Origin of the sequence: Pseudomonas sp. PAMC 29040, from assembly GCF_003994535.1 — a bacterium.
GTDB classification, from domain to species: domain Bacteria; phylum Pseudomonadota; class Gammaproteobacteria; order Pseudomonadales; family Pseudomonadaceae; genus Aquipseudomonas; species Aquipseudomonas paraversuta.
In genome coordinates this window covers 263,859-277,881 of sequence record NZ_RZAA01000004.1, presented here as the reverse complement: position 1 = coordinate 277,881, position 14,023 = coordinate 263,859, and the positions used below count along the sequence as shown (strand labels likewise).

Below are 14,023 nucleotides of genomic sequence, written 5' to 3'. Positions count from 1 at the left end.
AGCGTTATTACAGGCTGGAAATCCGCGCGTGCTGTTCTGCCAGTTTGCTCAAGGCCTGTTCGGCTTCGGCCAACTTGGCACGTTCTTTCTCGATGACTTCGGCCGGAGCCTTGTCAACGAATGCGGCGTTCGACAACTTGCCGCCAACGCGGGCAACTTCGCCGTGCAAGCGCTGGATTTCCTTGTCCAGGCGCGCCAACTCTGCATCTTTGTCGATCAGGCCGGCCATTGGCACCAGCACTTCCATCTCGCCAACCAGAGCGGTGGCGGACAGCGGTGCTTCGGCGCCGTCTTGCAGCACGGTGATGGATTCGAGTTTAGCCAGCTTTTTGAGCAGGGCGTCGTTCTCGGTCAAACGGCGCTGATCTTCGCTGCTGACGTTTTTCAGGTACAGCTGCAAAGGCTTGCCAGGACCGATGTTCATCTCGCCACGGATATTGCGCGTGCCGAGCATCAGGCCCTTGAGCCATTCGATATCATCTTCGGCAGCCTGGTCGATGCGGGCTTCATTCGCCACCGGCCATGGTTGCAGCATGATGGTCTTGCCTTCGACACCGGCCAGCGGCGCGATGCGCTGCCAGATTTCTTCGGTGATGAACGGCATGAACGGGTGTGCCAGGCGCAAGGCCACTTCCAGTACCCGCACCAGGGTGCGACGCGTGCCGCGCTGGCGTTCAACCGGAGCGTTTTCGTCCCACAGCACAGGCTTGGACAGTTCCAGGTACCAGTCGCAGTACTGGTTCCAGATGAACTCGTACAGGGCTTGAGCGGCGAGGTCGAAGCGGAACTGGTCGAGGTGACGGGTCACTTCGGCTTCGGTGCGCTGCAGCTGCGAGATGATCCAGCGGTCAGCCAGCGACAGTTCGTAGGCTTCGCCGTTCTGGCCGCAGTCTTCGCCCTTGTCCAGCACGTAGCGCGCGGCGTTCCAGATCTTGTTGCAGAAGTTGCGATAGCCTTCAACGCGGCCCATGTCGAACTTGATGTCGCGACCGGTGGATGCCAGCGAACAGAAAGTGAAGCGCAGGGCGTCGGTGCCGTAGCTGGCGATGCCGTCAGCGAATTCGTCACGGGTCTGTTTTTCGATCTTCTTCAGCAGTTTTGGCTGCATCAGGCCGGTGGTGCGTTTGGCCACCAGGTCTTCGAGCTCGATGCCGTCGATGATGTCCAGCGGGTCCAGGACGTTGCCCTTGGACTTGGACATCTTCTGGCCCTGACCGTCACGTACCAGGCCGTGTACATACACGGTCTTGAACGGAACTTGCGGGGTGCCGTCTTCATTTTTCACCAGGTGCATGGTGAGCATGATCATCCGGGCAACCCAGAAGAAAATGATGTCGAAGCCGGTAACCAGCACGTCAGTTGAGTGGAAGGTTTTCAGCGCGTCGGTTTTTTCCGGCCAGCCCAGGGTGGAGAACGTCCACAGACCCGAACTGAACCAGGTGTCGAGCACGTCGTTGTCCTGTTGCAGCGCAACATCCGGGCCCAGGTTGTTCTTGGCCCGGACTTCGGCTTCGTCGCGGCCTACATAGACCTTGCCCGACTCGTCGTACCAGGCCGGAATCCGGTGGCCCCACCACAGCTGACGGCTGATGCACCAGTCCTGGATGTCGCGCATCCACGAGAAGTACATGTTTTCGTACTGCTTGGGTACGAACGCGATGCGGCCATCTTCAACGGCGGCAATGGCCGGTTCAGCCAACGGCTTGGTCGATACGTACCACTGATCGGTCAGCCACGGCTCGATGATGGTGCCCGAGCGGTCGCCCTTCGGTACTTTCAGCGCGTGATCGTCGACGCTCACCAGCAGGCCTGCGGCCTCGAAATCGGCGACGATTTGCTTGCGCGCTTCGAAGCGGTCCAGACCGGCGTACTTGGCCGGCAGGGTGCCGTCGATGGTTTCGTTCAGTTTGCCGTCGAGGTTGAACACCTGGGCGGCAGGCAGTACCACCGCGTTTTTGTCGAAAATGTTCAGCAGCGGCAGGTTGTGGCGCTTGCCGACTTCGTAGTCGTTGAAGTCGTGGGCCGGCGTGATTTTCACACAGCCAGTGCCGAATTCAGGATCGCAGTAATCGTCAGCAATGATCGGGATGCGACGGCCAACCAGTGGCAGCTCGACGAATTTGCCGATCAGGGCCTTGTAGCGTTCGTCTTCCGGGTTTACCGCAACGGCAGCATCGCCGAGCATGGTTTCCGGACGGGTGGTTGCAACTACCAGGTAGTCCAGGCCTTCAGCGGTTTTGGCGCCATCAGCCAGCGGGTAGCGCAGGTTCCACAGGAAACCTTTCTCGTCGTGGTTTTCCACTTCAAGGTCGGAAATGGCGGTGTGCAGCTTGGTGTCCCAGTTGACCAGGCGCTTGCCGCGATAGATCAGGCCGTCTTCGTGCAGGCGCACAAAGGCTTCCTTCACGGCTTCGGACAGACCGTCGTCCATGGTGAAGCGTTCGCGGCTCCAGTCTACGGACGAGCCAAGGCGACGAATCTGACGGCTGATGTTGCCGCCGGACTGATCTTTCCATTCCCAGATCTTGTCCAGGAACTTCTCGCGGCCCAGGTCGTGGCGGTTCAGACCTTGTGCTTCGATCTGACGCTCAACCAGCATCTGGGTAGCGATACCCGCGTGGTCGGTGCCCGGCTGCCACAGGGTGTTGCGACCCTGCATGCGGCGGAAACGGATCAGGGCGTCCATGATCGCGTTGTTGAAGCCGTGGCCCATATGCAGGCTGCCGGTGACGTTCGGCGGCGGAATCATGATGGTGTACGGGTCGCCCGCGCCTTGCGGGGCGAAATAATTCTGTTCTTCCCAGGTTTTGTACCAGGAAGTTTCAATGGCGTGCGGCTGGTAGGTCTTATCCATGCGCGGCGGGACCCTATTGGCATTAATTCAGGAAAGCCGGCAAGTATAGCGGGGCGGGAGGCAGAGGGCGAGTTGTGCAGGGAACCTATTGCTTCTGCGGGAACGCTGCAGGGTAAAACCTGTGGGAGCTGGCAAGTCAGCTCCCACAGGAGCGGCATGTGCTACATAGCCGATCAGCTCTGATGCTGGGCGAGCAAGCGCTCCATATGTGCATCGAGGCGGCGTTTGATTTCGGTTTCGATGTGCGGGGCGAAGTCGTTGATCACGTCTTGCATGATCGCTTGCGCCGCAGTGCGCAGCTCTTTGTCCAGATGAACCAGCAGTGCGTCCGGCGCTTTTTCGGCTTTGGGGGCTGGCGCTATGCCGGCCAGCGGTATTTGCGCAGGTTCGGGCTCTTCGCTGATCACTTCAGAGAGCAACGGAATTTGCGCTTCTTCGCCACCCACCATTTCAGTCAGCAGGGGAGGTTGCAGATCTTCATCTCCCAGCAGCTGGCGAATGGATTCAAGATCATCGAGCAGGTGTGCGGCTTTTTGCGGCGAATTGGAGGTGTCCATCGTGTGCTCAGAGTCGTTGTAGCTTGTGGTCTTGCAGAGGATAGCCCTGTTCACGGTAGAAGCGGAAACTCTCCCGTGCGGCCAGTCGGACGGCGGGGTCTTCGACCACGACTTCAGCCACGCGGGCGAAGCGTTTGAAGAATTCGGGGACTTTAAGGTCCAGGTTGATCAGTAAATCCTGATGGCTGGCTGGTGCCTCGCCCAGGCCCATCAGTATCACGCCATCGGGCTGGTCTTCAGCGTTGCTGTGGGGGACGAAGCTTTCGCCCTTGAAGCGCCACAGACGCTCATCCAGATCCTGGCGTTGCGCTGCATCGCTGCAGTGCAGGTACACCCGGTGCCCGAGGCGCCAGGCTTTGTCCGCGAGTTTGCAGGCAAAATCCAGGCGTGCCGAAGGGTCGGCGCTGGGAAGGATATAAAAGTCGACTTTGCTTAATTCTGGGGTCATTGCAATTCCTGAATCGGGGCCGCGCCGCTATTAATAAGCAGCGCAGCCTTCGATTGTCAGCTTCAAGCGTTGGCGCGATCCAGCAGGTACTGAGTCAGCAGTGGCACAGGGCGGCCGCTGGCGCCCTTGTCCTTGCCGCCGCTGACCCATGCGGTACCGGCGATGTCCAGGTGCGCCCAGTGGAAGGCCTTGGCAAAGCGCGACAGGAAGCAGCCGGCAGTGATGGCGCCGGCTTTAGGGCCGCCGATGTTGGCCATGTCGGCAAACGGGCTGTCCAGTTGTTCCTGGTACTCGTCGAACAACGGCAGCTGCCAGGCGCGATCGTCGGCTTGCTTGCCGGCTTCCAGTAGCTGGCCGATCAGTTCGTCGTTGTTGCCCATCAGGCCCGAGGTGTGAGCACCCAGTGCAACCATGCAGGCGCCGGTCAGGGTGGCGATGTCGATCACGGCCTGGGGCTTGAAGCGTTCGGCGTAGGTCAGGGCATCGCACAGCACCAGACGGCCTTCGGCGTCGGTATTGAGGATTTCCACGGTTTGCCCGCTCATGGTGGTCACGATGTCGCCCGGACGAGCCGCGCCGCCGCTTGGCATGTTTTCGGCGCAGGCCAGAATGCACACCAGGTTGATCGGCAGTTTCAGCTCGAGCACGGCGCGCAGGGTGCCGAACACGCTGGCAGCACCGCCCATGTCGTACTTCATTTCATCCATGCCGGCACCCGGCTTGAGGCTGATGCCGCCGGTGTCGAAGGTGATGCCCTTGCCGACCAGTACAAACGGCTTCTCGGATTTCTTGCCGCCCGAGTAGTTCATCACGATCAGGCGTGGCGGCTGGTCGCTGCCCTGGCCGACAGCGTAGAACGCGCCCATGCCCAGGTCCTTGATTTTTTTCTCGTCAAGGATCTCTACTTTCAGGCCTTTGTGTTCCTTGCCCAGCTCTTTGGCCTGTTCGGCCAGGAAAGTCGGGTGGCAGATGTTGGGCGGCAGGTTGCCCAGATCGCGGGTGAACGCCATGCCGCTGGCAATGGCCTGGGCGTGGGTCACGCCACGCTGAACTTCAGCCTGTGCGGCCTTGATGGTCAGCAGGGTGATTTTTTTCAGGGCGCGGGGTTCTGCTTTCTGGCTTTTGAAACGGTCGAAGCTGTACTCGCCGTCGGCCAGGGTTTCTGCCAGCAGGCGGGTTTTACCGTAGCTGTCGCGACCCTTGACCACCAGTTCGTCGAGCGCCAGCACGGCATCACTGCCGCCCAGGCCTTTGAGTACGTTAAGTGCGGTGCTGATGATTTTGCGGAACGGACGGTCGCCCAGTTCTTCATCCTTGCCGGTGCCCAGCAACAAAACGCGTTCGGCTTTCAGGTTCGTCAGGCTGTGCAGCAGCAGGCTCTGGCCGGTTTTGCCGGTGATGTCGCCACGCTTGAGTACGGCGCTGATGGCGCCGCCGGTGAGTTCGTCAATGGCCTTGGCGGTGTGGTCGAGCTTGCGGCCTTCACCGATGGCGACCACGAGAGTGGCCGTTTTCAACGTTTCTGGGCTGACGCTTTTTACAACCAGTTCCATGTCCGGGTCCCTGAATCAAATGGTCAACGTGCGCACAAACGGCAGTGTTTGCTTGCCTGATAAATGAGGCGCCTCACCTGTGATCCAGGCGGGCGTCAAGGCAGGCAGTTTGAACCCCGTCAGTCGGGCCTGACAACCCTCGCTTGCGCGCATATTGCAGCTTTGAATACTTGGGTGAGCAAGCGCAGTGACAGGCGGGGTCATTCACAGGATAATGCGCAATCTTTTTCAATGGCCCGGCTCATCCATTTGAGCCTGTGTCGACTGGTTATGTCGCTTGTTTGGCCGCCTTAGCCTGACGACCCTGGAGTGTCTGGTTTGATCGTCTTCCGTTATCTGTCCCGCGAAGTCCTGCTTACATTGAGCGCTGTCAGCGCTGTGCTGCTGGTCATCATCATGAGCGGTCGTTTCATCAAATACCTGGCCCAGGCTGCATCCGGGGCTATGGATCCGAGCTCGTTGTTCTTGATCATGGGCTTTCGTCTTCCGGGCTTTATGCAGCTGATTCTGCCTTTGGGGCTGTTTCTGGGCATTTTGCTGGCATACGGGCGCATGTATCTCGAAAGCGAGATGACTGTGCTGTCGGCCACCGGTATGAGTCAGCAGCGCTTGCTGGGCATTACCATGGTGCCGGCTGTCATCGTCGCCCTGATTGTGGCCTGGTTGAGCCTGAGTCTGGCCCCGCAAGGCGCCAATCAGTTTCAGCTGCTGCTGAACAAGCAAGATGCGCTGACCGAATTCGACACGCTGGAGCCGGGCCGCTTTCAGGCATTGAATGACGGTTCGCGGGTCACTTATACCGAACAGTTGACCAATGACCGGACCCACCTGAACGGGGTGTTCATTACGCAGAAGCCCGCGGCTCAGAACGGCAAGGATCGTGGCATTACCGTGCTGGTGGCAGAGAAGGGGCGTCAGGAAGTGCGTGCCGACGGCAGTCGCTGGCTGATTCTGGATAACGGTTACCGTTATGACGGTAACCCGGGGCAGGCCGACTACCGTGCCATTCAGTACGACACCTATGGTGTGTTGCTGCCCAAGCCTGATGTCAGCGATGAAGTGACCGACCGCGATGCGATGCCGACCATGGATCTTGTCGGTAACCCGGATATTCGTGCGCAAGCCGAACTGCAATGGCGTTTTTCCATGCCGCTGCTGGTCTTTATCGTGACGCTGATCGCGGTTCCGCTGTCTCGCGTCAATCCGCGTCAGGGGCGCTTCCTCAAGCTGTTACCAGCCATTCTTCTTTATATGGCGTATGTGACCGCTTTGATTCTGGTCCGCGGTGCCCTGGAAAAAGGCAAGATTTCACCGGCGCTCGGTTTGTGGTGGGTGCATGGCCTGTTCCTGATCATTGGTCTGTTGTTGTTTTACTGGGAGCCTTTGCGCTTGAAACTGGCGAATCGCCGTAGCGTGAAGGAGATGGCCCGTGGTTAAGCTCGATCGCTATATTGGTAAAAGTGTGTTCCTGGCGATCCTAGCGGTAACCGGGATCATTCTGGGGCTGGCGTCGCTGTTCGCGTTTATCGATGAGGTAAAGAGCGTCTCCGATACCTACACGATCATGGACGTTTTCAGTTTTGTCATGCTGACAGCGCCGCGCCGCATGTATGAAATGTTGCCGATAGCGGCGCTGATCGGCTGCCTGATTGGTCTGGGCAGTCTTGCGAGCAACAGCGAACTGACGATCATGCGTGCGGCCGGTGTGTCCACCGGGCGTATTGTCTGGGCGGTCATGAAGCCAATGCTGGTGCTGGTGCTGGCCGGCATCCTGATCGGCGAGTATGTCGCCCCGGCAACTGAAACCGTTGCCCAGGCCAACCGTGCACTGGCCCAGGGTGGCGGTGACGCACAAAGCTCCAAGCATGGTCTGTGGCATCGCCAGGGTGATGAGTTCATCCATATCAACGCTGTTCAACCAAACGGCATGCTGTTGGGCGTAACCCGCTACCGGTTTGATAAAGAACGTCATCTGCTGTCGGCGAGTTTCGCCAAGAAGGCCCAGTTCGACCAGGATCAATGGCTGTTGAGCGATATTGCAACCACGGTTTTCCATGAGCGCAGCACTGAAGTCATCAAGGTGCCTGAAGAGCGTTGGGATGTTTCGTTGAGTCCGCAGTTGCTCAATACCGTGGTCATGGCTCCGGATGCGCTGTCCATCAGCGGCCTGTGGAATTATATCCACTACCTGAAAGATCAAGGTCTGAACAACGGTCGTTACTGGTTGGCATTTTGGGTGAAAGTGCTGCAGCCACTGGTTACGGCGGCGCTGGTATTGATGGCCATCTCCTTTATTTTCGGGCCGTTGCGTTCCGTAACCCTGGGGCAACGCGTGTTTACCGGTGTATTGGTGGGCTTTGCTTTCAAAATCGCGCAAGACTTGCTGGGGCCGGCCAGTCTGGTGTTTGGCTTCTCACCGCTGTTTGCGGTACTGCTGCCGGCCGGTATTTGTGCGCTGGCCGGTATCTGGCTGTTGCGCCGGGCACGTTGATGAACTGCTCTTGATGCAATCAAAAGCCTCTATCACGCGATAGGGGCTTTTTTGTGCGGGGCTATTGGCCTGCGGACGTGACGCTTGGCGCGCGGATCAGGTACAATTCCCGGCTATTTTTCGGCGGGCAGTCTGCCTGCGACTTTTTTTGAGTGTTGACCCGTGAGTGATTTGAGTCATATCCGCAATTTCTCCATCATCGCCCACATTGACCATGGCAAGTCGACGCTGGCCGATCGTTTTATTCAGATGTGCGGCGGCCTCGCCGAGCGCGAAATGGAAGCCCAGGTTCTGGACTCCATGGACCTCGAGCGCGAGCGCGGGATCACCATCAAAGCCCACAGCGTCACCCTGTATTACACGGCCAAAGACGGCAAAACCTATCAGCTGAACTTCATTGATACCCCGGGCCACGTTGACTTCACCTACGAAGTCAGCCGGTCTCTGGCGGCGTGTGAAGGTGCGTTGCTGGTGGTCGATGCCGGGCAGGGCGTAGAAGCCCAGTCCGTAGCCAACTGTTACACCGCCATCGAGCAGGGCCTTGAGGTTATGCCGGTCTTGAACAAGATCGACTTGCCCCAGGCCGATCCTGATCGCGTCAGGGATGAAATCGAAAAAATCATTGGTATCGATGCCACTGATGCCGTGACATGCAGCGCCAAAACCGGCCTGGGCGTCGACGAAGTGCTTGAGCGCCTGGTGCAGACCATTCCTGCGCCGACCGGCAACTACGAAGATCCGCTGCAAGCGTTGATCATCGACTCCTGGTTCGACAACTACCTGGGCGTTGTGTCCCTGGTTCGCGTGCGCCACGGCCGCGTGAAAAAGGGCGACAAGATCCTGGTCAAGTCCACCGGCAAGGTGCATCTGGTCGACAGCGTGGGTGTGTTCAACCCCAAGCACACCGCGACCACTGATCTGAAAGCCGGTGAAGTAGGCTTCATCATCGCCGGTATCAAGGACATTCACGGTGCGCCAGTGGGCGACACCCTGACCTTGAGCTCCACCCCGGATGTTGACGTACTGCCAGGTTTCAAGCGGATTCAGCCGCAGGTCTACGCGGGCTTGTTCCCGGTCAGCTCTGACGACTTCGAAGATTTCCGCGAGGCCCTGCAAAAGCTCACGCTGAACGACTCGTCGCTGCAGTACACCCCGGAAAGCTCCGACGCCCTGGGCTTCGGCTTCCGTTGCGGGTTCCTCGGCATGCTGCACATGGAGATCATCCAGGAGCGCCTTGAGCGCGAATACGACCTGGACCTGATCACCACGGCACCTACCGTAATTTTTGAGCTGCTGCTGAAGACCGGTGAAACCATTTATGTGGATAACCCGTCCAAGTTGCCGGACGTGTCCTCCATTGAAGACATTCGCGAACCTATCGTTCGTGCCAATATCCTTGTGCCTCAAGAGCACCTGGGTAACGTCATTACCCTGTGCATTGAAAAGCGCGGCGTTCAGCATGACATGCTGTTCCTCGGCTCCCAGGTGCAGGTAACTTACGATTTGCCGATGAACGAAGTGGTTCTGGACTTCTTCGACCGTCTCAAATCCACCAGTCGCGGCTATGCTTCGCTCGACTACCATTTTGACCGTTATCAATCGGCCAACCTGGTCAAGCTTGATGTCTTGATCAACGGCGAGAAGGTTGACGCACTGGCTCTGATCGTTCACCGCGACAACGCTCATTACAAAGGGCGTGCGCTGACCGAGAAGATGAAAGAGCTGATTCCGCGTCAGATGTTCGATGTGGCAATTCAGGCTGCCATTGGTGGCCAAATCATTGCGCGCTCGTCTGTTAAAGCGCTCAGAAAAAACGTACTGGCCAAATGCTACGGTGGTGACGTTAGCCGTAAGCGCAAGCTGTTGGAAAAGCAGAAAGCCGGTAAAAAACGCATGAAGCAAGTGGGTAACGTGGAAATTCCACAAGAAGCCTTCCTTGCAGTGCTCAGGTTGGATAGCTAGGTCCTATGTCACTAAATTTCCCGCTGTTGCTGGTCATTGCTGTTGCCGTGTGCGGTTTGCTGGCGCTGCTCGATTTGGTCTTCCTGGCACCTCGCCGGCGCAAGGCCATTGCCAACTATCAAGCCAGTGTTACACCGGCTGATGCGCAGGTAATCGAAAAGCTCAACAAGGAACCGTTGCTGGTTGAATACGGCAAATCGTTCTTCCCTGTGTTGTTCATCGTGCTGGTATTGCGTTCGTTTCTGGTTGAGCCGTTCCAGATTCCGTCCGGCTCGATGAAGCCAACCCTGGATGTGGGCGATTTCATCTTGGTGAACAAATTTTCCTACGGGATCCGCTTGCCGGTTCTCGATACGAAAATCATCGAGGTGGGTGATCCGAAGCGGGGCGATGTGATGGTGTTTCGCTACCCTAGCGATCCGACGGTCAACTACATCAAGCGTGTAGTCGGCCTGCCGGGCGACAAGATTCGCTACACCAGCGACAAGCATTTGTACGTCAACGATCAACTGGTTGCCGAGCAACTGGTGGGAACGGAGCCGGGCACCCTGGGCAGCGCGGAGCTCTACAAAGAGAAGCTGGGCGAAGTCGAGCACATGATCCGCAAGGAAATGAGCCGTTATCGCGCGCCGCCTGACAAGGAGTGGACGGTTCCGGCCGGTCACTACTTCATGATGGGTGACAACCGCGACAACTCGAACGACAGCCGTTACTGGGATGATCCGAACATTCCCAAAGACGAACTGGGCATGGTTCCCGACAAGAATATCGTCGGCAAGGCCTTCGCTGTCTGGATGAGCTGGCCGGAACCCAAGACAAGCAACCTGCCGAACTTCTCGCGGGTTGGATTGATCAAGTAGCCAAGACGGCGCTGTTAATAACAGCGCCGAATGCTTTTCAGGCGTCCGAATAAATTCGGAGGTCAGCGGTTCTTAAGGTCGTCATGCCGCTTCAGGCATGCCGGCCAACAGTATTCAGGATGTGGATTTGAACAAAGCGTTAAGTGTGACGGCGGCGAACAGCCTGTTCCCTGTCCATTTGCTATGCGATAAACGAGCATCACTGATCCCTAATATCGGTCCGGTGGTGACATTCGGCCACGAACTCAGCGTGGGTAAATCGTGAGTTTTTCTTTAGAGCGTTTAGAGCGTCAGCTCGGCTATACCTTCAAAGACCAGGAGCTGATGATTCTGGCCCTGACACACCGCAGTTTCGCGGGGCGCAATAACGAGCGTCTCGAGTTTCTGGGGGATGCCATTCTTAATTTTGTAGCCGGCGAAGCGCTGTTTGACCGCTTTCCGCTGGCCCGGGAAGGCCAGCTGTCGCGCTTGCGTGCCCGCCTGGTAAAAGGTGAAACCCTGGCCGTCCTGGCCCGTGGTTTTGAACTGGGCGAGTATCTGCGCCTGGGCTCGGGTGAGCTCAAGAGCGGTGGTTTTCGCCGTGAGTCGATTCTGGCCGATGCCCTCGAAGCGCTGATTGGCGCCATTTACCTGGATGCGGGCATGGATGCCGCCCGTGACCGCGTACTGGCCTGGCTTGCCAGCGAGTTCGAGACCCTGACCCTGGTCGACACCAACAAAGATCCAAAGACCCGCCTGCAAGAGTTCTTGCAGTCACGTGCCTGTGATCTGCCACGTTACGAAGTGGTAGATATCCAGGGCGAACCGCATTGCCGCACATTCTTCGTTGAGTGCGAAATTGCCCTATTGAATGAAAAAAGCCGGGGTCAGGGTGTGAGCCGTCGTATTGCCGAACAGGTAGCGGCCGCCGCAGCACTGATAGCCCTTGGCGTGGAGAATGGCCATGACTGATTCAACTGCAACACGCTGTGGCTATGTCGCCATTGTTGGTCGACCAAACGTGGGTAAATCCACACTGCTGAACCACATTCTGGGTCAAAAGCTGGCGATCACTTCGCGCAAGCCACAGACCACCCGCCACAACATGCTGGGGATCAAGACCGAAGGCAACGTGCAAGCGGTCTATGTCGATACCCCAGGCATGCACAAAGGTGGCGAGAAAGCCCTGAACCGCTACATGAACAAAACTGCATCGGCTGCGTTGAAAGACGTTGATGTGGTGATTTTTGTCGTTGATCGCACCAAGTGGACCGACGAAGACCAGATGGTCCTCGAGCGTGTCCAGTACGTGACCGGTCCTTTGATCGTGGCCCTGAACAAGACCGATCGCATTGAAGACAAAGCCGAGCTGATGCCGCATCTGAGCTGGCTGCAGGAACAACTGCCGAACGCCCAGATCATTCCGATCTCCGCTCAGCATGGTCACAACCTTGAAGCCCTTGAGCGTGTGATTGCCGATCATCTGCCGGAGAACGAGCACTTCTTCCCGGAAGACCAGATCACTGACCGCAGCAGCCGCTTCCTGGCCGCAGAGCTGGTACGTGAGAAAATCATGCGCCAGATGGGTGCCGAACTGCCGTACCAGATCACTGTCGAGATCGAAGAGTTCAAGCAGCAGGGCAAAACCCTGCACATCCACGCATTGATTCTGGTTGAGCGTGATGGCCAGAAGAAAATCATCATTGGCGACAAGGGCGAGCGTATCAAGCGCATCGGCACCGAAGCGCGCAAGGATATGGAACTGCTGTTCGACTCCAAAGTCATGCTTAACCTGTGGGTTAAAGTGAAAGGCGGCTGGTCCGACGACGAACGCGCCCTGCGTTCCCTGGGCTACGGCGACCTGTAACAGGCTGTAATCTGCGGCGCGACAATCGCTGGCAAGCCAGCTCCCACAAAGACTTGTGTGGGCTGGCAGCTCAGCTCTCACAAGGTCAGTTCAAGACTTGTGGGTTGGCAGGTCAGCTCCCACTAGATCAGTTCAAGACTGGTGTGGGCTGGCAGCTCAGCTCTCACTAGATAGGTTCAAGACTTGTGTGGGTTGGCAGCTCAGCTCCCACAAGACCGGTTCAAGACTTGTGTGGGTTGGCAGGTCAGCTCCCACAAGGTCAGTTCAAGACTTGTGTGGGTTGGCAGCTCAGCTCCCACTAGATAGGTTCAAGACTTGTGTGGGCTGGCAGGTCAGCTCTCACAAGATAGGTTCAAGACTTGTGTGGGCTGGCAGGTCAGCTCCCACAAGGTCAGTTCAAGACTTGTGTGGGCTGGCAGGTCAGCTCCCACAAGACAGGTTCAAGGCTTGTGTGGGTTGGCAGGTCAGCTCCCACAAGATCAGTTCAAGACTTGTGTGGGCTGGCAGGTCAGCTCCCACAAGACAGGTTCAAGGCTTGTGTGGGTTGGCAGGTCAGCTCCCACAAGATCAGTTCAAGACTTGTGGGCTGGCAGGTCAGCTTTCACAAGGTCAGTTCAAGACTTGTGTGGGTTGGCAGGTCAGCTCCCACAAGACCGGTTCAAGACCTGTGGGAGCTGGCTTGCCAGCGATGGCTCCCTGGAAGTCGTCCAGGGTTTTCAGGATTAAAACTGTCCATGTCCAGCAAAACCCCCATCCCGCAACTCGCTTACGTCCTGCACAGTCGCCCCTATCGTGAAACCAGTGCCCTGGTGGATTTCCTCACGCCCCAAGGCCGGCTGCGGGCGGTGCTGCGCAGTGCGCGCGGAAAGGCCGGGACTCTGGCGCGGCCCTTTGTCCCGCTGGAGATCGAGTTTCGTGGGCGTGGCGAGCTGAAAAACGTCGGACGCATGGAAAGCGCCGGTATTTCAACCTGGCTCAATGGCGAAGCGCTGTTCAGCGGTCTCTACCTTAATGAGCTGCTGATTCGCCTGTTACCTGCTGAAGATCCGCATCCCTCTATCTTTGATCATTACGCGGCGACCTTGTTGGCGCTGGCTGAAGGCCGGCCGCTGGAGCCTTTGCTGCGGGCCTTTGAATGGCGTTTGCTGGATGACCTGGGCTACGGCTTCTCATTGTCGCTCGATATCCATGGCGAGCCGGTGCAGGCAGACGGCCTGTATCGGTTGCAGGTGGATGCCGGGCTGGAGAGGGTATGGCTGCAGCAGCCCGGGCTGTTCCATGGCGAGCAATTGCACGCCATGGCTGAGGCTGACTGGAGTGCACCGGGGGCATTGCTGGCAGCCAAGCGCCTGATGCGCCAGGCATTGGCGGTGCATCTGGCAGGCAAGCCGCTGGCCAGTCGTGAGTTGTTTCGCAAGCCCTGAATAGACCGGTATGCTGTGCGCCGAATCT

At 57.9% G+C, this 14,023-nt stretch carries 11 protein-coding genes; 7 read left to right on the top strand and 4 right to left on the bottom strand.

Annotated elements, in window-relative coordinates; all coding sequences use genetic code 11:
- Positions 1–7 precede the first annotated feature (7 nt).
- From WG29040_RS09010 to WG29040_RS08995, 4 genes are all read right to left on the bottom strand, one after another.
- The gene (locus WG29040_RS09010; protein WP_003440140.1) at positions 8–2,854 is read right to left on the bottom strand and encodes a valine--tRNA ligase; all 2,847 of its coding nucleotides are present in this window, start codon (positions 2,852–2,854) and stop codon (positions 8–10) included.
- Positions 2,855–3,027: 173 nt separating this feature from the next.
- Positions 3,028–3,411, bottom strand: a complete 384-nt coding sequence (locus WG29040_RS09005) for a hypothetical protein (RefSeq protein ID WP_003440142.1) — start codon at positions 3,409–3,411, stop codon at positions 3,028–3,030.
- A 7-nt stretch (positions 3,412–3,418) separates the two neighbouring features.
- Positions 3,419–3,859, bottom strand: coding sequence for a DNA polymerase III subunit chi (locus tag WG29040_RS09000; protein ID WP_003440143.1), 441 nt, complete (start codon positions 3,857–3,859; stop codon positions 3,419–3,421).
- A gap of 62 nt (positions 3,860–3,921) precedes the next feature.
- On the bottom strand, positions 3,922–5,412 hold the full coding sequence (locus tag WG29040_RS08995; protein ID WP_127196030.1) for a leucyl aminopeptidase: 1,491 nt from the start codon (positions 5,410–5,412) through the stop codon (positions 3,922–3,924).
- Positions 5,413–5,730: 318 nt separating this feature from the next.
- Here WG29040_RS08995 and lptF point away from each other — a divergent pair, with 318 nt between their 5' ends.
- From lptF to recO, 7 genes are all read left to right on the top strand, one after another.
- Positions 5,731–6,849, top strand: coding sequence for an LPS export ABC transporter permease LptF (lptF, locus tag WG29040_RS08990; protein WP_003440150.1), 1,119 nt, complete (start codon positions 5,731–5,733; stop codon positions 6,847–6,849).
- Positions 6,842–7,903, top strand: coding sequence for an LPS export ABC transporter permease LptG (lptG, locus tag WG29040_RS08985; protein ID WP_003440153.1), 1,062 nt, complete (start codon positions 6,842–6,844; stop codon positions 7,901–7,903). The genes lptF and lptG overlap by 8 nt, the downstream gene beginning before the upstream one ends.
- A 162-nt stretch (positions 7,904–8,065) precedes the next feature.
- Positions 8,066–9,865: a translation elongation factor 4 gene (gene lepA, locus WG29040_RS08980; protein WP_029612404.1), complete on the top strand. Its 1,800-nt coding sequence runs from the start codon at positions 8,066–8,068 to the stop codon at positions 9,863–9,865.
- A 5-nt stretch (positions 9,866–9,870) separates the two neighbouring features.
- Complete coding sequence (lepB, locus tag WG29040_RS08975) at positions 9,871–10,725, top strand: signal peptidase I (protein ID WP_010655992.1); 855 nt, start codon at positions 9,871–9,873, stop codon at positions 10,723–10,725.
- Between the two features lie 261 nt (positions 10,726–10,986).
- A complete protein-coding gene (gene rnc / locus WG29040_RS08970) occupies positions 10,987–11,676 on the top strand; it encodes a ribonuclease III (RefSeq protein ID WP_003440162.1) in 690 nt (229 codons plus the stop codon).
- Positions 11,669–12,571 carry a GTPase Era gene (gene era / locus WG29040_RS08965; protein ID WP_010655991.1) on the top strand — a complete coding sequence of 301 codons (903 nt, stop codon included), beginning with the start codon at positions 11,669–11,671 and terminating at the stop codon, positions 12,569–12,571. The genes rnc and era overlap by 8 nt, the downstream gene beginning before the upstream one ends.
- Before the next feature lie 734 nt (positions 12,572–13,305).
- The gene (gene recO, locus WG29040_RS08960; RefSeq protein ID WP_010655990.1) at positions 13,306–13,995 is read left to right on the top strand and encodes a DNA repair protein RecO; all 690 of its coding nucleotides are present in this window, start codon (positions 13,306–13,308) and stop codon (positions 13,993–13,995) included.
- The last annotated feature ends 28 nt before the right edge of the window (positions 13,996–14,023 follow it).

Excerpts from the sequence above, each read along its gene's own strand:
- WG29040_RS09010 (WP_003440140.1), bottom strand. The coding sequence starts at position 2,854 with ATGGATAAGACCTACCAGCCGCACGCCATTGAAACTTCCTGGTACAAA.
- lepB (WP_010655992.1), top strand. The coding sequence starts at position 9,871 with ATGTCACTAAATTTCCCGCTGTTGCTGGTCATTGCTGTTGCCGTGTGC.
- era (WP_010655991.1), top strand. The coding sequence starts at position 11,669 with ATGACTGATTCAACTGCAACACGCTGTGGCTATGTCGCCATTGTTGGT.
- recO (WP_010655990.1), top strand. The coding sequence starts at position 13,306 with ATGTCCAGCAAAACCCCCATCCCGCAACTCGCTTACGTCCTGCACAGT.
- WG29040_RS09000 (WP_003440143.1), bottom strand. The coding sequence starts at position 3,859 with ATGACCCCAGAATTAAGCAAAGTCGACTTTTATATCCTTCCCAGCGCC.
- WG29040_RS09005 (WP_003440142.1), bottom strand. The coding sequence starts at position 3,411 with ATGGACACCTCCAATTCGCCGCAAAAAGCCGCACACCTGCTCGATGAT.
- WG29040_RS08995 (WP_127196030.1), bottom strand. The coding sequence starts at position 5,412 with ATGGAACTGGTTGTAAAAAGCGTCAGCCCAGAAACGTTGAAAACGGCC.